The sequence below is a fragment of the Rhizobium sp. R693 genome (genome assembly GCF_002211315.1).
Classification (GTDB): Bacteria; Pseudomonadota; Alphaproteobacteria; order Rhizobiales; family Rhizobiaceae; genus Rhizobium.
Map to the genome: position 1 here is coordinate 276616 of NZ_LOKY01000046.1, position 24659 is coordinate 301274.

Here is a 24659-nt window from a genome sequence, read left to right on the forward strand (position 1 = left end):
TCCAACAACAGGGGAACTCCAATGTCATTTTCCGATTACAAAACGGCACTCGTGACCGGAGCATCCTCGGGGATCGGAGCTGCGGTCGTCGAACGGCTCCGGCGCGAGAACCTCGAAGTGCATGCAGTGGCCCGCAGCGCAAGCGCGCTCCAGGAACTGGCCGAACGTACCGGCTGCATTCCCCACGCCATCGACGTCACCGATCGCGCCGCACTCGCCAAACTCGCCGGCGAAATGGAATTCGACATTCTAGTAAACAATGCCGGCGTCGACCGGCCGAAGACGTTCCTCGAAGCAGAGGACGGAGACATCGACCTCCTGGTCGACGTCAATCTGCGTGCGGTCCTCCATCTCTGCCGGCTGATCGTGCCGGGCATGGCTGCGCGCGACCGCGGCCATGTCGTCAACATCTCCTCGATTGCCGGACTCTACAATTTCGGCGGCAACTCCACCTATCACGCGACCAAGGCCGGTGTCAGCATGCTGTCGAACCAGTTGCGGATCGATACGTTCGGCAAGCGTGTTCGGGTGACGGAGATCTGCCCCGGTCGTGTTGCAACCGACATCTTCAGCCACGTGCACGGCAATGATCCGTCGGTGCGGGAACGCTTCATCGACGGTTTCGAGCTGCCGCAGGCCTCCGACATTGCTGACGCCATCGCCTTCGCGATTGCAGCGCCGATTGCCGTCAATATCGGTCACATGGAAATCACCCCGACGCTCCAGGTGATGGGCGGCCTGCAGACGGCGCGTCCAGGGGCGAAGGAGCCACGGCCGTGAAGGGCTTCGATCTCGCCGACATCCTCGCCAATCCGGACTATGTTGCCATGCTCGTGCATGGCATCGAGATGACCTTCGTCATCGCCATCTCGTCCTGGCTGCTGGCAATGGGTCTCGCGCTGCTGCTGCTCGCCATCCGTTTTGCGCCAGGCCGCATCGGCAATTCGGTCGTGGCTGCCTACGTTTCCTATCATCGCAACGTGCCGACTCTTGTGCAATTGATGCTCTGGTATTTCGGCATCTACACGATCTTGCCTTCAGGACTGTCCGACTGGCTTTCTGCCCATTTTGCGGAGATGATCTTCGCGATTATCGGACTCGGCCTCTGCCAGGCGGCCTATTTCAGCGAGGACCTGCGCTCGGGCCTGCGCTCGGTCAATCCGGGCCAGATGGAAGCGGCGCGCGCGCTTGGCCACGGCTACGTCTCGGCCATGCGCTTCGTGCTGATCCCGCAGGGCGTGCGCAACGCGCTGCCAGCCCTCGTCAACCACAGCGTGTCACTCTTCAAGAACAGCAGCCTTGCCATCGTGATCGGGGCCCCGGAACTCAGTCATGCCATCAAGGAGATCGACAACCTTAGCTTCCGTACGTTCGAGATCTACCTGATCGGCACGCTCCTCTACCTCGTCTTCTCCCTGATGATCATGGCCGCCGGCGCCTACCTCACGTGGCGGGCCGATCCCGCGAACGGAGCCAGACGATGATCCACGACCTGATCGCCATCATCGACGACTACTGGCTGCTGCTCCTCATCGGACAATATCCGAACGGACCACTCGGCGGCCTTGCCAATACACTGATCCTCTCGGCCTTGAGCATCGCAATCGCCTTTCCGTTCGCCATCCTGCTCGCCTTCGCGCGCCTTTCGACATATCGGATGCTGCGTTGGCCGGTGACGGTGCTGGTCTATGTGACGCGTGGCGTGCCTTTGTTGATGCTGGTGCTGTGGAGCTATTTTCTCGTGCCGCTGCTGACGGGTGCCGACGTGCCGAGCTTTTACACCATGCTCGCCACCCTCGTCGTCTACGAGGGCGCGTTCCTCAGCGAAATCATCCGCGCCGGCATTGTCGCTTTGGGGCAGGGGCAAATGGATGCGGCCCGCGCCCTTGGCCACAGCTACTTCGGCGCGATGCGCTACGTCATCCTGCCGCAGGCGCTCTACAACATGATCCCGAGCATGCTGTCGACCTTCGTCGCAACGATCAAGGACACGACACTCGGCTACGTCATCAATGTGCCGGACCTGACCTTTGCTGCCAGCCAGGTCAACAACCAGCTCCTCACGCAGCCCTTCCAGGTCTTCCTGATCCTGGCGCTGACCTACTACGTGATCTGCTGGTCGCTCACCTCGCTCACCAACGTCATCGAGCGGCGGATCACGCGCCGACGCGCAGGGCTTGCCTCGAAGCGCCGCCAACTTGCGATTTCCCTGACACCCAATGCGACGGAGCAGCCATGACCGCTTCACTATCCACATCCGGGAAGGATCAGACGATCCGGCTTGCCGATGTCCGCAAGAGCTACGGCGACTATGACGTGCTGAAAGGAATCGACGCCGCGGTTTCGCGCGGCGAAGTGGTCGTCATCTGCGGACCGTCCGGTTCGGGCAAGTCAACGCTGATCCGCACCGTGAACCGACTGGAGGAGATCAACAGCGGCTCGATCTTCTTCGAGGGGCAGGACATCCACGCGCCGATGAGTGGCCGGGAGTTGAACCAGCTGCGCAGCCGCATCGGTTTTGTCTTCCAGAGCTTCAACCTCTTCCCGCATCTTTCCGCGGTGGACAATATCGCCATGTCGCCGATCCGCGTGAAGGGCGTTGCGCCCCGCGAAGCGCATGAAAAGGCGCTGAAGCTCCTCGATCGCGTCGGCCTTCGCGAAAAGGCGGACTCCTATCCGGCGCAACTGTCCGGCGGCCAGCAGCAGCGCGTAGCGATTGCCCGGGCGCTCGCGATGGAGCCGCCCGTCATGCTCTTCGACGAGCCGACCAGCGCGCTCGACCCGGAAATGGTCGGCGAAGTCCTGAACGTGATGAAGTCGCTGGCGGCCGAAGGCATGACCATGATGTGCGTCACGCATGAAATGGGTTTTGCCCGCGATGTCGCCGACCGCATCTGGTTCATCGACAGCGGCCAGATCATCGAAGCGGCGACCCCAGACGAATTTTTCAAAAGCCCGAAGCATCCCCGCGCGCAGCGGTTCCTCGCAGACCTGCGTCACTAATACCAACCACGAAGGAGAACAGTTATGAAGTGCAGGCATCTCATCCTCTCGGCGACAGTCGCTGCGGTCGCGCTCGCCGGCCCGGTCAAGGCCGACCAGCTCAACGACATCATGACGAACAAGACGCTGCGTTGCGCGACCTTCGCGGACGTACCGCCATTCGCTTCACCCGATGCGAAGACCCGCGAAATGGTCGGCTTCGACGTCGACCTGTGCGGCGCGATCGCCCGTGAACTCGGTGTGAAAGCCGAGATCAAGCCGGTTTCGGTCGAAGCACGCGTTCCGGAAGTCAAGCTGGGTCGCGTCGACATCACCGTGGCAAACCTCGCCTATACCAAGAGCCGTGCCGAGCAGATCCAGTTCAGCGATCCCTATTACCTCGCCAAGGAAATGCTGATCGTTCCGGCAGATGACCCAGGCAAATCGAAATCCGACTATGTCGGGCAGCGCATCGCATCCACCAAGGGCTCGACCTCGGAAATGTCCATCAAGCTCAACAAGTCCGAACCGCTGACCTTCCAGGACACCGCCTCGGCCTATCTGGCCGCCCAGCAGGGCAAGGCGCGCGGCATGGTCGCCAACACCATGACGACGACCAAGCTGGTCAATGAATCGAAGACCAAGGGCAAGCAGATGCGCATGATCCCCGAACCGATGTTGTTCCAGCCGATCGGCATCGGCATGGCAAAGGATCAGCCGGCATTGACGGCCAAGGTCAACGAGGTGCTTCACAAGCTCGATGACAGCGGCGAGATCAACAAGATCTGGGATAAGTGGCTCGGCCCGGACACCGAATACAAGATGACCCGCACCGACAAGGTCGCGCCGCTCTCAGAGCTGAAATTCAACCCGATCCCCTGACGAACGGCTAGCTGCCCGTTTTCCGAAATGGAGTGAACACCTCAAACGGCGGGCTTTGTGCCCGCCGCGACGTCCAACCGTGGGAAAAATCATGACGCATATCAAGAAAATGCCCGTCCGCCCGCCCGCCGCCGAAATCGACGCGCTCGCCAAATTCTCGCCGGCAACCATTCACGAGGCGCAGGGGCGCCGCGGGGCGCTCTCCTCCCGCATCAAGCCGGTCGACTACCGTATGAAGCTATGCGGCCCGGCATTCACCGTGCGCTGCGCGCCGCGCGACAACATCATGCTTCAACTCGCAATCAATTATGCCCAACCCGGTGACATTATCGTCGTCTCGGCGGGTGAATATCAGGAGGCCGGCTCCTTCGGCGACGTGCTCGCCAATGCCTGCCTTGCAAAGGGTATCGGCGGACTGGTGACGGACAGTGGCGTGCGCGACACGCTGCAACTGCGCGAGCTCGGCTTTCCGGTCTTCTCGCTCAGCGTCTGCATCAAGGGGACCGTCAAGGAGACCCTGACATCCACCAACGAACCGATCGTCGTCGGTGGAGAGCTGATCCATCCCGGCGACATCATCGTCGGTGATGCCGACGGACTGGTCGTCGTCCGCCAGGAGGAGGCACGCGAGGTGGCCAGGCTCTCCCAGGCGCGTGAAGAGGCCGAGGCCGAATACATCGCCGCTTACAAGGCAGGCAAATCGGTGATCGAAGTCAGCAAGCTGCAAGCGGTGCTGAAGGCAAAGGGCCTTATCGTCGAGGTGTAGGCGGCGAACCTTGGGACTGTCAGAGGACAAAATCATGAGCAAAATCGAGCTGTTGCAAGTCGGCCCCTATCCTGCGTGGGATGAGGAACGGTTGAATACGACCTTCACCATGCACCGCTATTTCGAGGCTTCGGACAAGGCGGCGTTCCTTGCATCGCACGGCGCCGGCATTCGCGGCATCGCCACACGCGGCGAGCTTGGGGCCAACCGCGCCATGATCGAAGCGCTGCCGGAGCTGGAGATCATCTCGGTCTACGGCGTCGGTTTCGACGCGGTGGACCTTGGAGCGGCGCGCGAGCGCAGCATCCGCGTCACCAATACGCCTGACGTGCTCACCAAGGACGTCGCCGATCTCGGCGTCGCCATGTTGCTTGCGCAGGCACGCGGCATGATTGGCGGCGAACGTTGGGTCAAGAACGGCGACTGGGCGAGGAAGGGCCTTTATCCCCTGAAAACCCGCGTGCACGGCAAACGTGTCGGCATTTTGGGCCTTGGCCACATCGGCTTTGAGGTGGCAAAACGCCTTGCCGGCTTCGAGATCGACATCGCCTACAGCGATACCGGCCCGAAGGATTACGCAAGGGACTGGGCCTTTATCGCCGATCCGGTGGAACTTGCCGCCCGCTCCGATTTCCTCTTCGTCACCCTCGCCGCCTCAGCCGAGACGCGCCACATCGTCGGCCGCAAGGTCATCGAGGCGCTTGGCGAGGATGGGATGTTGATCAATATCTCACGCGCCTCTAACATCGACGAAGAGGCTCTGCTCGATGCACTGGAAAAGAAGACCCTGGGCTCGGCGGCGCTCGACGTCTTCGAGGGCGAGCCGAATCTGAACCCGCGCTTCCTTGCGCTCGACAACGTGCTCTTGCAGCCGCACATGGCATCCGGCACGGTTGAGACCCGCAAGGCGATGGGCCGGCTCGTCTTCGACAACCTGTCGGCCCATTTCGAGGGCCGGCCGCTGCCAACCCCGGTTCTGTGAGGGCCACGATGAAAGCAATTGTCATCCATGCGGCAAAGGACCTTCGCATCGAGGACCGGGAGCCGGAAAAGCCCGGCCCTGGCGAGGTGGAGATCCGCCTTGCCGCCGGCGGAATCTGCGGCTCCGACCTGCACTACTACAATCACGGTGGCTTCGGCACGGTGCGCCTCAAGGAGCCCATGATCCTCGGCCATGAAGTTGCCGGCCATGTCGCAGCGCTCGGCGATGGCGTTTCAAAGCTCGCCGTCGGCGACCTCGTCGCCGTCTCGCCATCGCGCCCCTGCGGCGCCTGCGACCATTGCCTCAAGGGCCTGCCCAATCATTGCTTCAATATGCGCTTTTATGGCTCTGCCATGCCTTTCCCGCATATCCAGGGTGCCTTTTGTGAACGGCTCGTTGCCAGGGCCAGCCAGTGCGTGAAAGCGGACGGCCTTGGCGCCGGAGAGGCGGCGATGGCCGAACCGCTCTCGGTGGCGCTGCATGCCACTCGTCGCGCCGGCGAGATGCTCGGCAAGCGCGTGCTCGTGACCGGCTGCGGGCCGATCGGTACCTTGTCGATCCTTGCTGCCCGCCGGGCGGGCGCCGGCGAAATCGTCGCGGCCGATCTTTCAAAAAAGGCGCTCGGCTTTGCCCGCACGGTCGGCGCGGACCGTACGGTCGACCTGTCGGAAGACCGGGACGGCCTTGCCGGCTACAGCCAGGACAAGGGCTATTTCGACGTCCTCTATGAATGCTCCGGCGCCGCGCCGGCGCTCGTCGCCGGTATCCATGCTCTGCGCCCACGCGGCGTGATCGTCCAACTCGGCCTCGGCGGTGAAATGAGCCTTCCGATGATGGCGATCACGGCGAAGGAACTGGACCTGCGCGGCTCCTTCCGCTTCCACGAGGAGTTCTCGGTCGCCGTCAGGCTGATGCAGGGCGGCCTGATCGACGTCAAACCGCTGATCACCCATACGCTGTCGCTTGCCGATGCCCTGAAGGCCTTCGAGATTGCCTCGGACAAGGGGCAGTCGATGAAGACACAGATCGCGTTTGCTTGAGGAAGGACACATGAGCATTCAACTCTTCGACCTGACGGGCAGGCGGGCCCTCGTCACCGGCTCCTCGCAGGGCATCGGCTATGCGCTGGCAAAGGGTCTTGCCGACACTGGCGCCGAGATCATCCTCAACGGCCGCGACGAGGCGAAGCTGAAGGCGGCGGCCGCAAGCCTCGGCGTGAAACACACGCTCGCCTTCGACGCCACGGATCATGAGGCCGTGCGCAAGGCTATCGATGACTTCGAGGCGGGTGTCGGTGCCATTGACATCCTTGTCAACAATGCCGGCATGCAGCACCGCGCACCGCTTGAAGATTTCCCCCCCGATGCCTTCGAGCGATTGTTGAAGACCAACATCTCCACGGTGTTCAATGTCGGCCAGGCGGTTGCGCGTCACATGATCAAACGCGGTGCCGGCAAGATCATCAATATCGCCAGCGTCCAGACCGCGCTTGCCCGCCCCGGCATCGCGCCCTATACGGCGACCAAGGGCGCCGTCGGCAACCTGACCAAGGGAATGGCGACCGACTGGGCGAAGTATGGTCTGCAATGCAATGCAATCGCGCCCGGCTATTTCGACACGCCGCTGAACGCTGCCCTGGTCGCCGATCCGACTTTCTCAGCCTGGCTGGAAAAGCGCACGCCGGCCGGCCGCTGGGGCAAGGTGGAGGAGCTGGTCGGCGCCTGTATCTTCCTCTCGTCTGACGCTTCCTCCTTCGTGAACGGACATGTGCTCTATGTCGACGGCGGCATCACGGCCTCACTCTGAGATGTTCCGGCGCATCGTGCTGATGGGCGTCGCGGGCTCGGGAAAGTCCGCCGTGGGTGCGGTGCTTGCCGCTCGTCTGAGTGCGATCTACCTTGATGGCGACGACCTGCATCCGCCCGAAAACATCGCCAAGATGAGCCGCGGCGAACCACTGACGGACGACGATGCACCTGTCATCTTCGTCCACCTCGCCGGCAGACAAGAGCTGATCGCCGCCCGCATGGGCGCCCGCGCCGGCCACTTCATGCCGATGAGCCTCATCGACAGCCAGTTCGCAGCTCTCGAGCCGCCAGAAGCGGACGAAAACGCAATTACCGTCGACATCGACAATACGATCGAAGCGGTTGTTGCCGCCATCGCAGCCAGGCTGGAAGATCTTTCGTCGTAGCGATCAATTTGCCCGATCGGCTGGCCGAACCATTGCCTGGCTCTATCGAAGTTCGAATAGACGCCAGCGAAGCAACGGCAGCTTCAAGTAGCAGAAATAGATCCCCCCGGCCCCCAGCAAGGCCAGCAGGACGACGAGGAGTGCAAGGGTCATCATGGAATTCGTCCGCAGGTTTTGACAGTGCTTAAGCTGGACGGCCGGTCGCAAGAAGGACGCGACGTTGCGCTCTCATGGCAGAAGGATGGTCCGTTCAGTTGATGGTTTCGCAGGGCAGCAGTATTCCGTAACTGGGATCGATCCATGTGAGTTCGTCCTTGATTTCAGAGACGCCGGCAATGTTCTCTGCAGCCACCCGTGCGGCTGCTCTGACGCGCTCGTCGACGATCGTCCCGCTCAGGGTGACAACTCCATCCTCGACACCGACATGGATGAGGCCGTTACGAGCCCACTGCTGGGTTCGTAGCTCCGCCTCGACATTCGATCGGATTGTCTGGTCGTCGATCGGAAACACGCAGACCGCGCGGGTCTGCCTGAGTGGCTTCAGAAAGTCCTTCGTCGTAACAATCCCGACGAGGTGACCTCCCACAACAACGGGCAGTCGCTTTACCCGCGTTTGCTCCATCAATTCGGCGGCTTCGGCCAAGGTGGCATACGGCGACACCGTGACGAGAGGCCGGGACATGACTTCGCGGACCCTCCTGCCGTTTGCACTCACGTACTCGTCGGCGACCTTGCCGGGGCTCGTGAGAAGCTGGAGCCACCAGGAGCGGCGCTTCTCGGTTTGCACTTCGGCGCGTCGCAAAAGATCGGTGTCGCTGATCACGCCGACCAGTGCCCCGTTGCGATCAACAACGGGGAGTGCGCTTATGCGGTGGGTCAGCATCAGTTCGGCGGCGTCGATCACGGTTGCTGCTTCATCGATAACGATGACGTTGTCTGTCATGATGTTGCTTATGCGCATTGTCTCATCCTTAGAGGATCTGGCGCCTGTGCCCTGAGATTGGCATGAACTCGGCCCACATGCTTTGAGTGGCGGTCCGTTCTCGGCTGAAAGGCAAAACGCCAGTTCGCCGTCATTTGCGATCATCGCGCTCCTCCTGTCCGCATGCAACGACTATTAGCCCGTCACGAAAGGCGCTCATTGACGCAGCGCAAACTAGTCGAAAGTCCAAGCTGGACGGCCATGGGGTCAGAAGGCGCCGACAGTCAGCAACACGCAAAACCCAAACAAGGCCGCAGACCCACAACGTCTGGCGACGAGCGGCATTTCGTCGGCGTCTCCGAGCACCGCGCGACCGATCGACAGCCAAATGCACGAGGCTCCAGTTGCCGCGATCAGGAACGCGGTCAGTACGTCGAAAGCGATGATGCTCCGGGGTGGAAGCATCGTGAGCGCGATGATGATCGCTTTCGGATTGAGGAGTGTTGTCGTCACAAGCTGCCTAACACCCAGCCCGGATGGATCGACCTTGCCCGGTATGCCCCACAGCTTCAATGCGAGGTAAAACACCCATGTGGCTGACGCTAGCTTGACGCCTTGGGATACGGCCGGGTGATGTTGAAGGAAAGGACCTGCGAATGAGGAAATGGGTAGGATAACGACGAGATAGGACAGAAGAACCGCGGCCACCAGCACGCCCATACGCGACAGTGTCAGCCCGAGCGAGGTCATTGCCAGGATCGCGTTCGTCGGGCCAGGCAAGACCAGGAGTGCGAAAACACTAACTGCAAACGCGAAAATATCCACTCGGAAATCCTTGAACAATTCTCGGCGCTCTCTTGCACGCTTTCCGCCAGCTGTAATTGACCTAAATCATTTATCGAGGAACCTTTCCTCTTTTGTTCGCTTCATGCGATCGAACCGAAGGTGCTGCAATGCCTCGCTTGATCTGGTTTATCCTCACCCGTTTCATGACAGGATTTGCACTCGGCTGTGCGACGGGTCTTTGGATCTGGAACATGTATATCTGCGGCTCTGAGCACGGAATGGCGTTGTCAGGTTCCCTGATTGCTCAAGTCTTCTTCACCTATCTGTTTGCCAGCACGATGGGCATAGGCTACATGGCGACGGCGCTCTGGACGGAAGAACTCTAAGGGGGCGCGAGATGCAATTTCCGTTGTCCATACTGGCTCGACGAAGTCTGAAGCCGCCAAGCTATGCATCGGCTTTGCGGTGACGCGAGCCCGGGGGCAGCAGTCATCCGCTGCCCAACCGCGAGCGCCTCACGACAGCGATCGCGCCTGGTTTGTGATCGAGCCTCACGTCGTGCGGCTACTGGCCGTTGCCCCAGTCCGATGCGCTCGCAGCATGCCGACGGCGCCAACGCCGTACGTCTTCTGCAGTCAGTTCCAGGGGGCGAGCAAGGTTTGCGTCTGGGCACTTGTCGAGCGCAATGTCGCGAAAGATCTGGATGCATTCCAAGAAACGCTCGGCCGTGGCACGGGGAGGCGATGCGACGCTTAGAAGCCCTCTTCTCGTCACCGTCACTGGCCAGGATTTTCGGTCCTCAACGCTGAGAACAAACGACCCTTTTCGACTGAGCGGATCGAATGCGACGACGCCCACACTCCCTGCGATGAACTCACTCATCGGCAAAGCCCCCGTCTTGCCGTGGTGATTGATACTCCACGGCAGATCTGTTGAAAACGTAGCTGGGCCAGGCGTCTGCGTGGGAAAGAAAAGCTTCCAACGTCGCCTGTGGCTCTCCGGCGGTAGACGCGCCGGAACCAATGAATTCCAGGATGTCGATGCGCCGGTTCTTCTTCCTGTCATCCATTACAGTGACCTCGCCGATGCTTGAGGCAGCCTGGTCGCGGCATCGCGCAAGTCCGATCGGTTATAGGAGAACGCCCTCAATAACTGCGAACCGAGACGCGCCTGCTCGGCCATGTCGTCGAAAATCATTGCTGCCTCTTCGATTTCGCCCTGATCTGTTGCCGGACCGAACTGGTCCAGTTCCATCAGCAGTTCCATCAGCGTGGTGACCTTCGTGCGCTGCCGCACCGCCGACAAGAAAAGCTCGGCGACGACAGCCGCGCGCTCTTTGGGCCGCAAGTTGAGCAAGACCTCCCCGACGACCGACGAGCAGCCACAGTCGAGGTCTGGCCTCTTCGCAAAGGCCTTGATCTGGCGCAGGGCGGAACGCGTGCGCGCATCGGCGGCGCCGGCGCCGGCCTTTTGATGTCCTTTGGTCATCGAGCCAATCCTTCTGCGTTTCTAAGCCGCGCTATCCATTCTGCCCCGGCGCGACCGTGGTGGAATCCGTTGGAGAGCGGGAGGTCGGGATGAATATCTCGCAGCCTGAAGGCTGCTTGTTCGGATCCGATGCTGCTATCGAGAAGGTCGCGGTATACCCTCGCAACGGCGCTCATGTCGCAATTCTGGGGAGACAGTCTCAGCGACCGGATGCCGAGGGAGAGCGTTTCTCCGGGCTCGTCGAGGAGTGCCTGACAGGAGTGCGAGACGGTCTGCACTCCGTTGAGAGCAAGGAAGGGTTGCCCGGAAAGGGTGTTTACCAACAGCCCGTCAGGGTCCTCTTGGCAGACAAACTGACAGTTGTCCTTGGTGCGGCCCTTCGATCTGGCATGAGCGCAGCGCGCCGAGATCGCGAGCGGGATCCGGCCGAATGCAAAGAGCTCGAAACCAATCCCGGGGCAGGATTTCGTGATCTCGGCGACCGACGCCGCCGGCAATTCCGGTGGCAGGCAGATTTCTCTGGCCCCGTTTCGCGCCAGGACCTTCGCGGCCGCACCATTATAGACGTTGACGAAAGGTCCGATTGCATGGGACCGGCCCTTCAGCATCTGCAGCGCAGATAGGTCGTTTGCTTCGACCAGTCGGGTATCGTCGTCCACAAGCGATCGCTGGTAGCTCGCTTCCCGATCAAGGGTCACCAAGGCAAGGGTCGAGAGCCTTACCTCTTTTCCGGCGGCTTCAAGCCGCTCGACCACCGCTGCGAACTCGGACTCCATGAAATGAAGCCGCTTCGAACACACTGTCTCCCCGACGACGACGACGTCGACCGGCGCTTCGTCAGCGATCTGAAAATAGAAGTCACGCCAGCGGGCGGTCGACCAGAGGTAGAGTAGGGGACCGAGCGTCAGTTTAAGGGAGGACGTCATGCGATCATCTCCAGCGTTTCTCGTAAGCGCCATGGGTCGTTTGCTGGCCTTCGCTCAATGCTTTCAGACGGCTCATCAGAGCGGCGCGCTCAGGCGCAGCAGCATTCAGCGTCGCGCGGAGGGTAGAAACGACCTCCGATATGTACGCCTTGCCACGCTGTCGCCCTTCGACCTTCAGCGCTTTCACTCCGGCTGCACGGAGCTCGTCGAGCTGATCCATCACGTCCAGTGACACGGGATCCTCGAAAGCGTAGGTCTTGCTTTCTGCGATTTCGAAGCGTCCCTTGCACAATGTCGGGTAGCCTGTCGGCTCGTTCGCCGAGAACCTGTTGATCGTGAAACTGCCGAGCTCCGACATCATGTCACTGCCCGCCTGGCGATACCTGACGTGGCTGGCCGGTGAGCAGACGCCGTTCATGTTTGGCGACTTGCCGGTGGCGTAGGAGGAGAGAGAACAACGGCCCTCCGCCATGACGCAAAGGCCGCCGAAGACGAAAACTTCGAGCTCGCAACTCACACGCCGGGAAATGCGCGCAATATCCGATATGGTTAGGGTTCTCGGCAGAACGACGCGCTGAGCGTTGAAGTTCTCGACGAGGTAGCTGAGTGCGTCCGGGTTGGAGGCTGACGCCTGAACGGAAATGTGCAAGCGCTGCTGCGGAAGCCGTTCCGCCACGTGGGCCATAAGCCCAAAATCGGCGACGATCAGAGCGTGGGCGCCCGCATCCGTTGCTTCGTGTGCTCGCCGATACCAGAGGTCCTCTTTCCCGGCGGTCATGAAAGTGTTCAGTGCAACGAACGTCTTCACATTGCGCGCTCGCGCATAGCCGATTGCTTCGCGAAGCTCGGAAAGCTCGAAGTTCAATCCAGGGAAGTTGCGCGCGTTGGTCTCGTCGCGAAAGCCGCAGTAAACGGCATCGGCGCCTGCCTCGACGGCTTCGCGGAACGAGGAGGGGGTTCCGGCAGGGCAAATCAGCTCCATGCGACACCGTGCGCCTTCAGGGCCTGTCGTCTGATTGACGAGAGGAGGTCCGACACCGAAGACTTCAGTGGCCCGGAAAAGCTCCCGACCGTTTTCGCCAGATCGATCTCGTTGTCATCGAGTGCGTTTCGAAGCGCCAGGATTGCTTCCATGTCGCCGGTTACCGCAAGCTTGCGTGCAAAGAAGATTGCGTCTCCATCGACACGCCCTTCCGCAAGAGCCAGCATGAGGAATAAAGGGCCAGTGATCGTTGCGTCAGTGGCAAGCGCGGCACCTCGCCGAACTGTTTGAATGTCGCGAGACCCCGGCCGGATGGAGAAGGCGAAGGGAAGATCGGTCGGGACGAATCCGAAACGGGACTGGCTATATTCTCCCAACCGGTCGAACAAATTGGGGTGGGTTTTAAGAACCTGCTGGAAGAGCATGGATGCGATGCGCGCTGCGATCGGCAACGGCACCATATGCACTGGGGCCATCAGGCGGTGTAAGGCAAACATTGAGGCCTCTTCAATTGGACGAGGCATCCTAGGGTCAATTGCACCGCCGCTATTTGATCTGTGACAAAGACAGCGCTTGTTTCCTCATTGATTGCATCGTCAATGCGCAACGACGATTTCAAAATTCAACGGCACAGCGACTTGCAATCTTTTCTGCGGGAGCTCGATCAGCGCCGACTGCTCGTTGTCGTGAACGAGCCAGTTTCCCTCGTTCACGAAATGACCGCGCTGCATCAAAAGGTTCTCAGTGAGAACGGCCCTGCGCTTCTCTTCAAGAAACCGATCGATGCAGATGGCCGGTGTTCTCCAGTGCCGGTCGTTGCAAACCTCTTCGGCACCAGGGAACGCATCGAGCTGGGGTTTGGTCTTGGGGAAGGCGGACTGCAGCGTTTGGGGGATGAACTCGCGCAGATGCAGCGTCCCGAGCCACCGAAGTCGCTCTCCGATGCCTGGAGCAAGCTCCCCATGCTGAAGGCAGCCATCAGCATGCGGCCGCGACATCGACGAGCAGGGCCGTCCCAGGACGTCGTCTACCAGGGGAAGGATATCGATCTTGGAATGCTCCCGGTGCAATGGTGCTGGCCGGGCGAGCCTGCTCCGCTCATCACTTGGCCCTTGGTCATCACGCGAAGCCCTGACGACCCGAGCGACATCAACGTCGGCATTTACCGTATGCAGGTTCGAGACCCGGCTTCGCTGATCGTCCGGTGGCTTGCCCATCGCGGCGGCGCAAAGCACCATCGACAATGGCAACGAAAGGGATTGGACATGCCGATTGCGATCGCGATCGGGGCCGACCCTGCCACTTTGCTTGCGGGCGTCATTCCGCTGCCAGAAGGTATGAGCGAGCTTAATTTCGCCGGTCTTCTTCGGGGAGCAAGGACTGACGTCAGCAAGGCAGTGACGGTCCCGCTTCCGGTACCGGCGAACGCCGAAATCATCCTTGAGGGCGTGGTGTCCGCCAAAGAGATGGCACCGGAAGGGCCCTATGGCGACCACACCGGCTACTACAATTCGGTCGAATCCTTTCCCGTCGTGCGATTGTCCGCCATCACGACCAGGCGTTCACCGGTCTATCTGTCGACCTATACAGGTCGCCCGCCCGACGAACCCTCGCGCCTGGGAGAGGCAATGATCGAGCTTTTCGTCCCGATAGCAAAACGCCAGTTTCCCGAGATAGAGGATCTGTGGCTGCCTCCGGAAGCCTGCTCGTACCGTGCAGCCGTCGTTTCGATCGACAAGAGGTATCCGGGGCAGGCTCGCCGGGTGATGATGGGCCTTTGGGGGATGCTTTCTCAGTTCAATTACACCAAGCTCATAATCGTCGTCGATCCCGACATCTGCGTGCGTAGCTGGGAAGACGTCATGTGGGCGGTATCCACTCGTTTCGACGCTGCCAGAGACCTCGTCGTCATCGAAAACACCCCCATCGACTATCTGGACTTTGCTTCGCCCAAGGCCGGATTGGGAACCAAAATGGGGATCGATGCGACAAACAAGATCGCGACCGAGACTGAAAGGGAATGGGGCCGCGAGCTTCGGATGTCGGATGAACTGACCCAGAAGGCATCGGCAATGTGGGATAGGATCAAGCATGACATCATCGGATGAACGCCTCAATGTGGTTCTCGCAGTTACCGGAGCCTCCGGTGCAGCGCTCGGAGTGGCCGTATTGGACCAGCTTGCCGATATCGGCGTTAAGGTTCATCTGGTCGTGTCGGACGGCGGCAAGCGAACGCTCGCGCACGAAGTCGGGACCGAGGCTCACGGCAAGATGCTGATCAAGGCCCACCGACATTACGACAACAGGAACATTGGGGCTGCAATTGCCAGCGGCTCCTATCCTGTCGCGGGTATGATCATCGCTCCGTGTTCGATGAAAAGTCTCGCAGCCATCTCGACCGGTCTTTCAGACAGCCTGGTGGCACGCGCTGCCGATGTCCAGCTCAAGGAGCGTCGCCGCCTTGTACTCATGACACGCGAGACGCCCTTGCACCTGGGACACCTGCGAAATATGACGTCAGCGACGGAAATGGGGGCAGTCGTGATGCCTCCGGTCCCCGCGTTTTATAATCGACCTCAGGTGATCGAAGACATCGTCGATCACCTTGCTCGCCGGGCAATCGATTTGCTCGGGCTACCGGTTCCCCGCCTCGCGACGGCGTGGCAGGGAGAATCAAACGCTCGCTCAGCCGATGACCGCCAGGGGGTCGGCTCCGAAAAGCATGCTGTGGCCGCCCCCCAAAAGTAGCCAGGCGACTGTTAGGCCAGCGAAAACTGCGGCGAGCAGAAGGGGCCGGTCGACCGCTGGCCGCGCCCCTCGTAGGAAGGCTGCGAGTGGCCAGATTGACGTTTGTGCGGACAACAGCGTCCAGTCTTTGCCGAGCCGTCGCTTGGCGCGCTTTTCGGCCATCGGAATAGAGGCCAGAGCGAATGCTGCGAATCCGCCGAACAACAGCACCGACCGCAAGTCGCCGTTAGCGACCAGGTGTCCGATCGCCCAGAGCGCAAAGCCCCATAGAACCGGATGCCTCGTAATCCCCGTGACTGCTCCAAGATTGGAGCCTGAGCGAACCGAAACCGACAGCGGGTTCCCACTCAGTAGTCCGGCCAGCACCAGAAAGATGCCCAAGGGCGCGAGGACGAACGTGACGCCCGCATGCCATGGTCGAAGCTCCCAAAGTGGAATGTAGTCAAGGGATAGAGCGGCTGCGAAGACCCAGATCAGCACAATCGTCGAAACGAGGGAATAGCCGACAAAATAGGCCGGCCTGCCGACGCGCGCTATGATGCCCGTACGGATCGCCGGAACCGCCGGGACGGAGTGCAGAATTAAGAAAACCGCGAATGCGGACACGAATGCGATCATGTTACCTCCTTTTCTACGGCAGTCGTAGCAGATGCGCGCGATGCTCATTTTGATCAGGGTCAAGCAGACGTAGAACTTGAATTCACCAGTAAAAGAAAGGAGCCGGTACCGCGTTGCGCTTCGCAGGGCATTAGTCGCCAATCGTTGGTCAACGCTTGCAGGTGTCTTGGAAGACTTTGCCAATCCGGTGCCCGGCGCGGGCGAGGTGAGACCTCGACGCCGCGTTACCCGTCTTTGCGCCAGCGCAAAGATCTGGCCCTTTTCCCTGATAAAGGTGACGCGATTAGTCATCTTTAAGGGATCATCGTCATGTTTCGTGCCTCCTGCCTTTGCTTTGCTCCAATCCTTTATGCGGCGACACCTCTCGTCCTGCACGCCGCAGAATATCCAGTTGGCGAACCAAAGGTCTTTTCCGGCATGGAGGTCGCAGCAGTCTATCTGCAACCGATCGAGATGGATCCACCCGGGATGATGCTGCCGGCCGATCAGTCGGATATTCATCTGGAAGCCGACATACACGCGACCGAGACCAACACGAACGGGTTTGCGGAAGGCGACTGGGTGCCCAATCTTCACGTCGAATACAGCGTCAAGAACGACGACACCGGAAAGGAGGAATCCGGCGCGCTTGAAGCCATGGTAGCCAGCGACGGACCGCACTATGGCGACAATGTGAAACTTTCGGGTCCCGGCCGCTATACGCTGGCACTGACTGTCCATCCCGGCGGACATGGAGACATGGCATTTGGTCGCCATGTCGACAAGGAAACCGGCGTCGCGCCGTGGCCCGAGGCGTTTACGCTGACCTACGAGTTCGTCTTCGCCGGCGTTGGCAAGAAGGGAGGCTACTAATGAGCCAGCTGGCTTTCCCGTCCTTCCTGGCCGGTTTTGTGCTTGTTGCGGCGACGCTTCCAGCAGCGGCAGATCAGGAATATCCAACATTCGAGGTACACTTCAGCAATGGTATCGTATCGCCGTCCGTGATCGAGGTGCCGGCCAACAGTCGCTTCAAGTTGGAACTGCGCAACGAGGGCTCCACACCCATCGAATTTGAAAGCACCGCGCTGCGCAAGGAAAAGGTGCTCGCGCCGGGAGCCTCGAGTTTCATAGTCTTCCACCCATTGGACCCCGGAAACTACGCTTTCTTCGATGATTTTCATCTGGACATGCCCCCTGCGAGGATTGTCGCCAGATGACCCTCAGCATGTCCGCGCAATCCTTCCAGATCGCGTTCGTGGTCTGGCGGGAATCTCTTGAAGCGCTTCTCGTCGTCGGCATCCTGGTGACATGGTCCTTGAAGAGCGCGCCCGACAAGGGCCGACTGGCCATGCGCGCAATTGCTGCCGGCGTAGTATGGGGGCTGGTGCTCGCGACTGCGCTTGCGGCTTTGACCAACTATGCCGCGAGCGCGTTCAACGGCCAGGTCGAGGACATCGTTCAGATGCTCATAGCCTTCGCGGCCTGCCTTCTTATCATAAGAATGGTATTTTGGATGCGTCGCATCGAGAAGGGCGCCACCGGCGACCTGTCTGCCCAGGCGATGGCTCGCACCAGCGGCCAAGATTGGCTCGGCCTTGTTGCGCTAACGGCACTTGCCGTGGCGCGGGAGGGTGCGGAGACGGTCCTCTTTCTTTATGGCATACTCTCGTCGACAGAGGTTAATCTTGGACGCGGCGTCTTGCCCGCAGGTGCAGGCCTGCTTTTGGCTGCGGCCACCTATTGGTCCTTCAAGCTCGGTTCTTTCGGCATACCGAAGAGGAAATTTCTTGGCGTCAGCCAAGGCTTGCTGCTGGCCCTGGGAAGCGGTCTCATGATGACCGCTATCGACAAGGCGATTTCCATTGAACTCGTCTCCCCGATGTCCGCGCCCCTATGGGATTCCAGTTGGCTTCTCGACGACTCCAGCGGATTTGGCGCGTTTCTGGCCGGCGTCATCGGCTATCGTTCGCGACCAGAGCTGTTGCCGGTCCTTGGAATGGCGATCTACTGGGCAACGACCTCCTTTGCCTTTGTCCGACCAATTGATGCAAGGCTTTCGGCATGAGCCCTATGAGAGCGAGGGCCGACGCGCTGGTCGCGGGTGTCGGAGATCTGCTTGTGCGCCACAAGGCATTCATCCGACGCCTGCAGTGGACGACGATTGTCCTTTACGCTGTTCTCCTCGTGCTGCCCCTGTTTTTACCGCTTCCCACGAACCGGGACTTCATGTGGAATAACCTCACGCGCTTCGCGCAATTCGTCTTCTGGGGACTCTGGTGGCCGTTCGTGATCCTCGGAACCGCTCTGATCGGTCGCTTCTGGTGCGGACTTCTATGCCCCGAAGGAGCCCTTTCGGAGTTCGCTAGCGAAAGAGGGGCGGGAAGGGCGATTCCGAGCTGGATGAAGTGGTCGGGCTGGCCAGTCGTGTCATTTATCTCGACGACCGTCTATGGCCAGCTTACAAGCATCTATCAGTATCCCAAGCCTGCCGCATTATTACTGGGCGGATCCACTTTGGTCGCGATGGTGGTCGGTGCGCGCTATGGCAAGGCCAAGCGGGTCTGGTGCCGCTTCTTATGCCCGGTGAGCGGCGTCTTTGGCCTCGTAAGCAAGATCGCGCCCTTGCATTTCAAAGTGGAGACCGAAGTCTGGAAGCGGCCCGCAACACAGGTTGGCACGATCGCCGCCGTCAACTGCGCTCCCTTGATACCGATCAAAACCATGCAGGGCGGCTCGGCCTGCCACATGTGCGGACGGTGCAGCGGTCACAGGGGTGCCATCCGGCTCGCATGGCGAAGACCTGCCAGTGATATTGTGTACGGCTCGGGGAGGGCCGCCACACGCTTCGAGACGTTTCTGATCGTACCGGTGTTGCTCGGCCTCGTGCCAGCCGCGCTCCACTGGTCCAGCAGCAGCCTGTTTGTGTCCATCAGACAATGGCTGGCGGAGCTGTGTGTGAGCGCGCACTGGATCTGGCCGCTGTCGGTTCGCCTGCCTTGGTGGGCGCTCACAAACTATCCGTCGGCAAGCGACGTTATGACGGTCATTGATGGCCTGTCGCTGCTGGTGTTGATCGCAATGTCTGGCGTGCTGGCGTCTATCATGTTCGTTGTTGCGCTGGTCGTTTGCTCTTTCGTCCTTGGCCGGGGCCGCCATGTCATCCACCATCTTGCGCAAGCACTGATCCCGGTGGCGGCCGCCTCGCTCTTTTGCGGCTTGCTGTCATTGACGATCACGCAGCTCCGCTCCGATGGCATCGATCTGCTGTTCATCGACCGCGGCCGGGGGATCATCGTACTTCTTGCCGGCGCCTGGTCGGTGGCAATAGCCGGTCGGATAGCGGCACTGTACACCGCAAGCGTCCAGCGCCGAGCGCTCGCAACGACGCTTATATCCATTCCGACGATTGCGTTCTCATGGGGATGGCTCGTCGTCTTCCTATCCTAATTTAGCACGGCGAGTTTCAAAAACCTCGAGACGGATCCAAACCAAAGGCCCGCGACGCCGTCAACTGGCGGAGCTATGCCGATGCCGGGCGACTATGAAGAGAGCGCACGACATCATCCCCGTTCCAATAGCAGATGTCACCAAGAGGCTGGACGCAGCTACCCAAAGTGTGATTCCAAAGCTCAGTCCCCATGGTTGTGACTGCAGCAAGCTTGGCCTTGCGAGGAATGGCGCGATTGCGACGCCATGCCTTTACTGATTTGCCCAACGTCGGATGCGACAGGAGCCACCTTTCAAATCGAGCGAGGTGCGGGCGAAAATGGCCGCTGATAGCAGGAGAAATGGGCTCTCGGCAGAAGTGGCAAGAAGGCACCGACACAGCCCAATAAAATGGAGGCCCACGCAACTGCGATCAGGGCGCCTCGCATGTCTCAATGCTTTAAAAGTCGATCGAAAAGCTCTTTAGCGCAGCGGTCCGTTGTCGAGCAAAACCGTCGTGACAATAGGTCAGTCGCGCGCGCCGTCCGCGAGACTGAGAAGGCGTTGGGGATCACACACCGTGAGTTTCTGACGACCGCCTTCCACGATTCCCTTGCTTTCCCATGCACTGAGAATTCGTGACACCGTGTGAAGGGTTGTCCCGGTCATCTCGGCGATATCCTGTCTCGATATCGGAAAGTCGATGCGAATACCTGCTGCAACCGGGCGTCCCGCCTGCTTGGAGAGCCGGAGGATTGCGTGGGCTACGCGTTTTTCCACTTCCTCGGTCGACATCTCCCGAATGCGCGTATGCGCCTCCTCGAGCCGTTGTCCGATCGTCTGCATTGCCGTGACAGCGAGGCGGGGGTTCTGCTCGACGAAGCGCGGCCACATATCTGTCGGCCAGCCAAGAACCAGGCTCTCGGCCGCGGCCAACGCGGTCCCAGGATAATCCGATCTGCGAAGGGCCATGGCAAAACCGAACAAATCGCCCGGATGCACCATCCGGACGATAATCTGCTGTCCGTCCTGGGTAACCTGAGTGACTTTCAATCGTCCGTGCAACAGCAAAAAGAACGATCGCGCTGGAGCACCTTGTTCGAAAACCGCATCGCCTTGGGCGACACGACGTGGAACCGCATGCTCGAGCATGATGTCGAGGTCGGGATCCGTCATCCGCTCGAAGAGCGGCAACGATTTTAAGATGGTGCGATCAACCTTCATCATGGCTCCGATTCATTGGCGCGCTTACAAACAAGCCAAAGGTGTCCGCTGCGGTTTTGCGCGCGAACTCTCTGACGCTCTCAAAGAAGGATTGTCTTCGGACCAGGCGGAAGCCAAGATTATCTGGAGGACTTCCGACCGTACATCCGCCACCCTTTGGATTTCGGACGAAGCTGCTCATGGGCGAGCGATGCCTGCCGGACGCAATCATGATACCGCAGGTCCGCGGGTCTGGTTCCTCGGGCTTGGCTCCGCTGTCAAGATCGACGCGCTTGTTGCAGGTCGATGTCCACTCCCATACGTTTCCGCCGAAGTCCACCAACCCCGTCTTACTTGTTCCGAACGACCCCTTGGCTTGTGGCCGCGGATCGATCGACGCAGCCCGGCGCGCTTCGCGCTCGTAATCGGCAAGCCATCGTGTCGCAGGGTTGTTGTCGTCGATGTCGATGCCGAGCGCGTCGTCGGGAAAGCGGTCGGCGGCGGCATAGGCAAGCTCGAAATCCGTCGGTAGCCGCCAGTCCTCTCCGGTACGATCAGACAGCCACGCTGCGTAGCGCACCGCATCGTCGTAGCTGACGCCCGTCACCGGAATGTCTTCTCGCGACAGGCTATCTCTTCCTTCGGCTGGCGAGCAAATGCCGTCGTCCACGCAGCGGTTATATTCACCGAGCGTGGTCTGAAACTTCGTGATGTCCACGCGCGATCTGACGGCGATCTCGCGCTTGGGAGCGTCGATCGCCAGGCCGTGTCGGAAATACTCCGTGGCCTCACGATAGGCGAAGGCTTGAGGCTCCACGGTCACCAACACTGGCGAGGCGACGGTCGCTTCTTTGTTTCTCATCACAACGAATCCAGACTCCACTGCGACCGCTCCTGAAAGGATCGCAAGGAGTGCAAGGGGAACCGCGATGGATATGCCTGAAACCGCTTCAGTGGCAGCGTTCCGAGCCATGGTTTTTACGCACGTAGCGCCTCTCTACAAACGATGGTGCGCAGGCTACCCCCAGCCCGCGCACCGCCCCGCCGCCAGGTCAACTTGCCGATGGCGCCCTGACCGAAGTCATAAGGTCATCGTTCCAGTCGCCCGTGACCTTGAAGTGGGCAGCCGCTCCCAATTCGAATGCCTCGATGAGGTTGTGGTTTACATAGGCATAGATACCCGGCTGGGCAAAAGTGTACACCGCCGCGCCTGCCGTGCCGCCCGGTATGAACCAGGTTTCCTGATCGGTGTCCGGAACGTTCTGGAACTTGCCCGTCGCCCAGACGTACTCGCCGTGGCCGCCGATAAGATGCGGACGAGTGTCACGATTTGCCTGCGAATGGATGATCAGAACCGTCTCGCCGACCTTGGCGGTCATTGCATTGTCGCCGGTCAATGCACCGACGGCGCCGTTGAAGACGATGTGGGTCGGCGTCAACGTTTTCATGACCGCCACGGTATCCTCGTAGGCCTCGCCGGGGCTGTCGTATTTCTTGAACTTGCCGTTCGCGTCGCGCGGAACGTAGAAGTCCTGCTCGCCGACATAGTAGACTTTGTCGTAGACGATCGGCTTCCCGTGGCCATCGGTTAGGCCTTCGCGCGGTAGCACCATGATCGCGCCGTTCATGCCCGAGGTGACGTGCCAGGGCACCATTCCGGGAGGTGCGCAGTGATACACGAAGACGCCTGCCTTGGTCGCCTTAAAGCGGAGAACCGTGGTATCGCCAGGGTTGACGACGGTCAAGGCACCCCCGCCGAGCCCACCGGTGGCGGCATGGAAGTCGATATTATGCTGCATCGTGTTGGTTTCAGGATTTACGAGTGTCAGCTCGACGTAGTCGTCCTGGTGAACCACCATCAACGGACCGGGCACCGAGCCGTCGAACGTCATGGCGTTGATTTCGGTTCCTTCCTTGTCGAGCACCATCTTCTTTTCCTGGATGGTGAGGGTGAATTCCTTGATTTTCGGGCCACTCTTGGCTTTCTGGTCATGGGCGTGGACGAACGGCGGCTTCACAAGCTCGACCTTTTCGCGAGGGAGCTTCGACAGGTCAACAGCCGGCTTCCTGCTCGGCTTGAGTGCTTCCGTCGAATGTGCATCGTCTGCCTTCGCGGCATTGCTGGCTACGATGATTGGCGTCAGTGCTCCGGCGACAGCAGCGCCGGTCAGCATAGTGCGCCGGGTCATTTGCATATTGTTGGTCATTTCCACTCTCCTGAAGTCGAAGACGGAGCGAACGCCGCCCGGTCGAGATTGGAAACTAGTAGAAACCCCAATGAACTCTTTGATTTGGCGCAAACTGGCAATTTGTGGCAGCGCAAAGTTCCAGGCGTCTTCTTTGCGTAATCTCAACGACCTGCGTCTTGAAATCCTGCATTGCTGTGTGATCAATCTGGAGACACTGATCATGCAGAAAGTAATGGCCAAGGACGAGCACGTTCCGCGTGGAATGTCGCGCTCAGGCCTCGTCCTCTTCTCTTACGGCTTCCGCCCGTTTTTCCTGGCGTCGGCATTGTGGGCCATCGCCAGCATCGATCTCTGGGCTGCCTCCCTTCGCTTTGGAATTCCCGTCGCAACCGAGTATGGTACGCTCTTCTGGCATGCCCATGAGATGATCTTCGGCTTTGCGCCGGCAATCCTTGCCGGCTTCCTGCTGACGGCGATCCCTAACTGGACGGGCAGGCTGCCGATCGCGGGGCGTCCTCTCGCGATACTTTTTGCTGTCTGGTGTGCTGGCAGAATTGCCATGCTCATGAGTTCGTGGATCGGAGTTGTGCCTGCTGTCACTGTCGACAGCCTTTTTCTGCCTGCCATGTTGGTACTATGCGCCCGCGAAGTGGTGGCGGGCAAGAAGTGGAAGGACCTCAAAGTCATCGCCGGTCTCGTGGTTTTGTCCATCGCCAACGCGCTCTTTCATGTTCAGGCGATCGCCGGACAAAATCCCGAACTCCCGATCCGTCTTGGCCTCGGAGCCTATGTGCTGCTCGTGACGATCGTTGGCGGACGAATCCTTCCGAGTTTCACGCGTAATTGGTTGAATCAGTTCGGTCGCACCGAGTTTCCGGTTCCCTACAACCATTACGACGCCGCCTCCATCATCATGGGCGCCGTTGCGCTTGCTGCCTGGGCCGTGGCACCTGAAGCGCTGATCACCGGCCTGTGCGCAGCGATCGCTGCGGCCATGAACGGGGTCAGGCTCTATCGCTGGCGGGGCTGGAACGTTTGGCCGGAACCGATACTGTTCGTGCTCCATGGCGCTTACCTGTTCGTGCCACTCGGCTTTGCCGCCGTCGCTCTTGGAACATTGGGAATGCCTCAGCTTGCAGTCCTGCATGTCTTTGCGATCGGCGCGATTTCCTTGATGATGCTGGCAGTCATGACGAGAGCCACCCGAGGGCATACCGGCCGAAAGGTAAAATCCAGCCGCCTGACCAACTACTCCTACGTCATACTGGCAGCCGTCGCGCTTCTACGGCCGACCGCAGAGCTGATACCCTCGTTCAGCTCTGAAATATTGATGGCGTCGGCGATCGGCTGGACGGTCGCCTTCTGCATGTTTGCGCATGAGCATGCTCCGTTCCTGTGCCGTGAGAGGAAGCCCTTGGCGAGCAGATGATGAGTTCGGCGCAATGACCGCAGCAAGCGCCCGCTGCCGATATGCGCAAGTTGAAACCATACATGTTCTGGCGATGGAGGGTGAGATGGCAATATGCTATGCGCCTGAGCAAACGGCCACGCTCCAGCTTTTCTTTTGCTTGTCTGGAAATGCTAGC

30 protein-coding genes are annotated in these 24659 nt (G+C 60.1%); 18 read left to right on the top strand and 12 right to left on the bottom strand.

Annotated elements, in window-relative coordinates:
• The first annotated feature begins 21 nt into the window (after positions 1 to 21).
• The 10 genes from ATY79_RS25925 to ATY79_RS25970 all read left to right on the top strand — a co-directional run bounded on the left by ATY79_RS25925 (position 22) and on the right by ATY79_RS25970 (position 7806).
• Entirely contained in the window at positions 22 to 780 is a 759-nt protein-coding gene (locus ATY79_RS25925) for an SDR family oxidoreductase (protein ID WP_088705357.1), read from the top strand.
• Positions 777 to 1484, top strand: a complete 708-nt coding sequence (locus ATY79_RS25930) for an amino acid ABC transporter permease (RefSeq protein WP_088705358.1) — start codon at positions 777 to 779, stop codon at positions 1482 to 1484. Before ATY79_RS25925 ends, ATY79_RS25930 begins: the two co-directional genes overlap by 4 nt.
• Entirely contained in the window at positions 1481 to 2239 is a 759-nt protein-coding gene (locus ATY79_RS25935) for an amino acid ABC transporter permease (RefSeq protein WP_088705359.1), read from the top strand. The genes ATY79_RS25930 and ATY79_RS25935 overlap by 4 nt, the downstream gene beginning before the upstream one ends.
• A complete protein-coding gene (locus tag ATY79_RS25940; protein WP_088705360.1) occupies positions 2236 to 3003 on the top strand; it encodes an amino acid ABC transporter ATP-binding protein in 768 nt (255 codons plus the stop codon). Before ATY79_RS25935 ends, ATY79_RS25940 begins: the two co-directional genes overlap by 4 nt.
• Before the next feature lie 24 nt (positions 3004 to 3027).
• Positions 3028 to 3864, top strand: a complete 837-nt coding sequence (locus tag ATY79_RS25945) for an ABC transporter substrate-binding protein (protein WP_088705361.1) — start codon at positions 3028 to 3030, stop codon at positions 3862 to 3864.
• Between the two features lie 91 nt (positions 3865 to 3955).
• Positions 3956 to 4630: a 4-carboxy-4-hydroxy-2-oxoadipate aldolase/oxaloacetate decarboxylase gene (locus ATY79_RS25950; protein ID WP_088705362.1), complete on the top strand. Its 675-nt coding sequence runs from the start codon at positions 3956 to 3958 to the stop codon at positions 4628 to 4630.
• Between the two features lie 34 nt (positions 4631 to 4664).
• The gene (locus tag ATY79_RS25955) at positions 4665 to 5612 is read left to right on the top strand and encodes a 2-hydroxyacid dehydrogenase (protein ID WP_088705363.1); all 948 of its coding nucleotides are present in this window, start codon (positions 4665 to 4667) and stop codon (positions 5610 to 5612) included.
• Positions 5613 to 5620: 8 nt separating this feature from the next.
• A complete protein-coding gene (locus ATY79_RS25960) occupies positions 5621 to 6652 on the top strand; it encodes an L-idonate 5-dehydrogenase (protein WP_088705364.1) in 1032 nt (343 codons plus the stop codon).
• Positions 6653 to 6662: 10 nt separating this feature from the next.
• A complete protein-coding gene (locus tag ATY79_RS25965; RefSeq protein WP_088705365.1) occupies positions 6663 to 7418 on the top strand; it encodes an SDR family oxidoreductase in 756 nt (251 codons plus the stop codon).
• A gap of 1 nt (position 7419) precedes the next feature.
• A complete protein-coding gene (locus ATY79_RS25970) occupies positions 7420 to 7806 on the top strand; it encodes a gluconokinase (RefSeq protein ID WP_245312453.1) in 387 nt (128 codons plus the stop codon).
• A 250-nt stretch (positions 7807 to 8056) separates the two neighbouring features.
• Here the strand turns inward: ATY79_RS25970 and ATY79_RS25975 are convergent, their stop codons facing one another.
• Together ATY79_RS25975 and ATY79_RS25980 are read right to left on the bottom strand one after the other, a co-directional pair.
• Positions 8057 to 8767, bottom strand: a complete 711-nt coding sequence (locus ATY79_RS25975; RefSeq protein ID WP_088705367.1) for a CBS domain-containing protein — start codon at positions 8765 to 8767, stop codon at positions 8057 to 8059.
• Between the two features lie 228 nt (positions 8768 to 8995).
• Complete coding sequence (locus ATY79_RS25980; protein ID WP_088705423.1) at positions 8996 to 9553, bottom strand: threonine transporter RhtB; 558 nt, start codon at positions 9551 to 9553, stop codon at positions 8996 to 8998.
• Between the two features lie 128 nt (positions 9554 to 9681).
• Here ATY79_RS25980 and ATY79_RS25985 point away from each other — a divergent pair, with 128 nt between their 5' ends.
• On the top strand, positions 9682 to 9900 hold the full coding sequence (locus ATY79_RS25985; protein ID WP_088694053.1) for a hypothetical protein: 219 nt from the start codon (positions 9682 to 9684) through the stop codon (positions 9898 to 9900).
• 488 nt (positions 9901 to 10388) lie between these two features.
• Here ATY79_RS25985 and ATY79_RS25995 read toward each other — a convergent pair whose 3' ends face one another.
• The 5 genes from ATY79_RS25995 to ATY79_RS26015 are packed head-to-tail and all read right to left on the bottom strand — an operon-like array spanning position 10389 to position 13407.
• Entirely contained in the window at positions 10389 to 10583 is a 195-nt protein-coding gene (locus tag ATY79_RS25995) for a hypothetical protein (RefSeq protein ID WP_088705369.1), read from the bottom strand.
• Positions 10583 to 11002, bottom strand: coding sequence for a hypothetical protein (locus ATY79_RS26000; RefSeq protein ID WP_088705370.1), 420 nt, complete (start codon positions 11000 to 11002; stop codon positions 10583 to 10585). Before ATY79_RS26000 ends, ATY79_RS25995 begins: the two co-directional genes overlap by 1 nt.
• The gene (locus ATY79_RS26005; RefSeq protein WP_088705371.1) at positions 10999 to 11928 is read right to left on the bottom strand and encodes a U32 family peptidase; all 930 of its coding nucleotides are present in this window, start codon (positions 11926 to 11928) and stop codon (positions 10999 to 11001) included. Before ATY79_RS26005 ends, ATY79_RS26000 begins: the two co-directional genes overlap by 4 nt.
• 4 nt (positions 11929 to 11932) lie before the next feature.
• The gene (locus tag ATY79_RS26010) at positions 11933 to 12910 is read right to left on the bottom strand and encodes a peptidase U32 family protein (RefSeq protein WP_088705372.1); all 978 of its coding nucleotides are present in this window, start codon (positions 12908 to 12910) and stop codon (positions 11933 to 11935) included.
• Complete coding sequence (locus ATY79_RS26015; protein WP_088705373.1) at positions 12901 to 13407, bottom strand: SCP2 sterol-binding domain-containing protein; 507 nt, start codon at positions 13405 to 13407, stop codon at positions 12901 to 12903. Before ATY79_RS26015 ends, ATY79_RS26010 begins: the two co-directional genes overlap by 10 nt.
• 102 nt (positions 13408 to 13509) lie before the next feature.
• On the opposite strand from ATY79_RS26015, the gene ATY79_RS26020 reads away from it, so the two are divergent.
• Together ATY79_RS26020 and ATY79_RS26025 are read left to right on the top strand one after the other, a co-directional pair.
• A complete protein-coding gene (locus ATY79_RS26020; protein WP_088705374.1) occupies positions 13510 to 15018 on the top strand; it encodes a UbiD family decarboxylase in 1509 nt (502 codons plus the stop codon).
• Positions 15002 to 15658: a UbiX family flavin prenyltransferase gene (locus ATY79_RS26025; protein WP_088705375.1), complete on the top strand. Its 657-nt coding sequence runs from the start codon at positions 15002 to 15004 to the stop codon at positions 15656 to 15658. Before ATY79_RS26020 ends, ATY79_RS26025 begins: the two co-directional genes overlap by 17 nt.
• Here ATY79_RS26025 and ATY79_RS26030 read toward each other — a convergent pair.
• A complete protein-coding gene (locus ATY79_RS26030; RefSeq protein WP_088705376.1) occupies positions 15596 to 16276 on the bottom strand; it encodes an NnrU family protein in 681 nt (226 codons plus the stop codon). The genes ATY79_RS26025 and ATY79_RS26030 overlap by 63 nt on opposite strands.
• A 309-nt stretch (positions 16277 to 16585) precedes the next feature.
• Here ATY79_RS26030 and ATY79_RS26035 point away from each other — a divergent pair, with 309 nt between their 5' ends.
• From ATY79_RS26035 to ATY79_RS26050, 4 genes are read left to right on the top strand one after another with little or no spacing between them, the layout of a single operon-like run.
• Positions 16586 to 17128 (top strand): iron transporter, encoded by a 543-nt coding sequence (locus ATY79_RS26035; protein WP_088705377.1) that lies wholly within the window; start codon positions 16586 to 16588, stop codon positions 17126 to 17128.
• Positions 17128 to 17472, top strand: coding sequence for a cupredoxin domain-containing protein (locus ATY79_RS26040; protein ID WP_088694062.1), 345 nt, complete (start codon positions 17128 to 17130; stop codon positions 17470 to 17472). The genes ATY79_RS26035 and ATY79_RS26040 overlap by 1 nt, the downstream gene beginning before the upstream one ends.
• Positions 17469 to 18320 carry an FTR1 family protein gene (locus ATY79_RS26045; RefSeq protein ID WP_088705378.1) on the top strand — a complete coding sequence of 284 codons (852 nt, stop codon included), beginning with the start codon at positions 17469 to 17471 and terminating at the stop codon, positions 18318 to 18320. The genes ATY79_RS26040 and ATY79_RS26045 overlap by 4 nt, the downstream gene beginning before the upstream one ends.
• A complete protein-coding gene (locus tag ATY79_RS26050) occupies positions 18317 to 19702 on the top strand; it encodes a 4Fe-4S binding protein (RefSeq protein ID WP_088705379.1) in 1386 nt (461 codons plus the stop codon). The genes ATY79_RS26045 and ATY79_RS26050 overlap by 4 nt, the downstream gene beginning before the upstream one ends.
• A gap of 73 nt (positions 19703 to 19775) precedes the next feature.
• Here the strand turns inward: ATY79_RS26050 and ATY79_RS26055 are convergent, their stop codons facing one another.
• The 4 genes from ATY79_RS26055 to nirK form a co-directional block, all read right to left on the bottom strand.
• The gene (locus ATY79_RS26055; protein ID WP_348627578.1) at positions 19776 to 20081 is read right to left on the bottom strand and encodes a DUF454 family protein; all 306 of its coding nucleotides are present in this window, start codon (positions 20079 to 20081) and stop codon (positions 19776 to 19778) included.
• Between the two features lie 128 nt (positions 20082 to 20209).
• Entirely contained in the window at positions 20210 to 20905 is a 696-nt protein-coding gene (locus ATY79_RS26060; RefSeq protein ID WP_088694113.1) for a Crp/Fnr family transcriptional regulator, read from the bottom strand.
• Entirely contained in the window at positions 20895 to 21857 is a 963-nt protein-coding gene (locus ATY79_RS26065) for a formylglycine-generating enzyme family protein (protein ID WP_189638077.1), read from the bottom strand. Before ATY79_RS26065 ends, ATY79_RS26060 begins: the two co-directional genes overlap by 11 nt.
• 79 nt (positions 21858 to 21936) lie before the next feature.
• Positions 21937 to 23091, bottom strand: a complete 1155-nt coding sequence (gene nirK / locus ATY79_RS26070; RefSeq protein ID WP_088705380.1) for a copper-containing nitrite reductase — start codon at positions 23089 to 23091, stop codon at positions 21937 to 21939.
• A 202-nt stretch (positions 23092 to 23293) separates the two neighbouring features.
• Between nirK and ATY79_RS26075 the strand changes: the two genes are divergently transcribed.
• Complete coding sequence (locus tag ATY79_RS26075) at positions 23294 to 24502, top strand: NnrS family protein (protein ID WP_088705425.1); 1209 nt, start codon at positions 23294 to 23296, stop codon at positions 24500 to 24502.
• Positions 24503 to 24659: the final 157 nt, after the last annotated feature.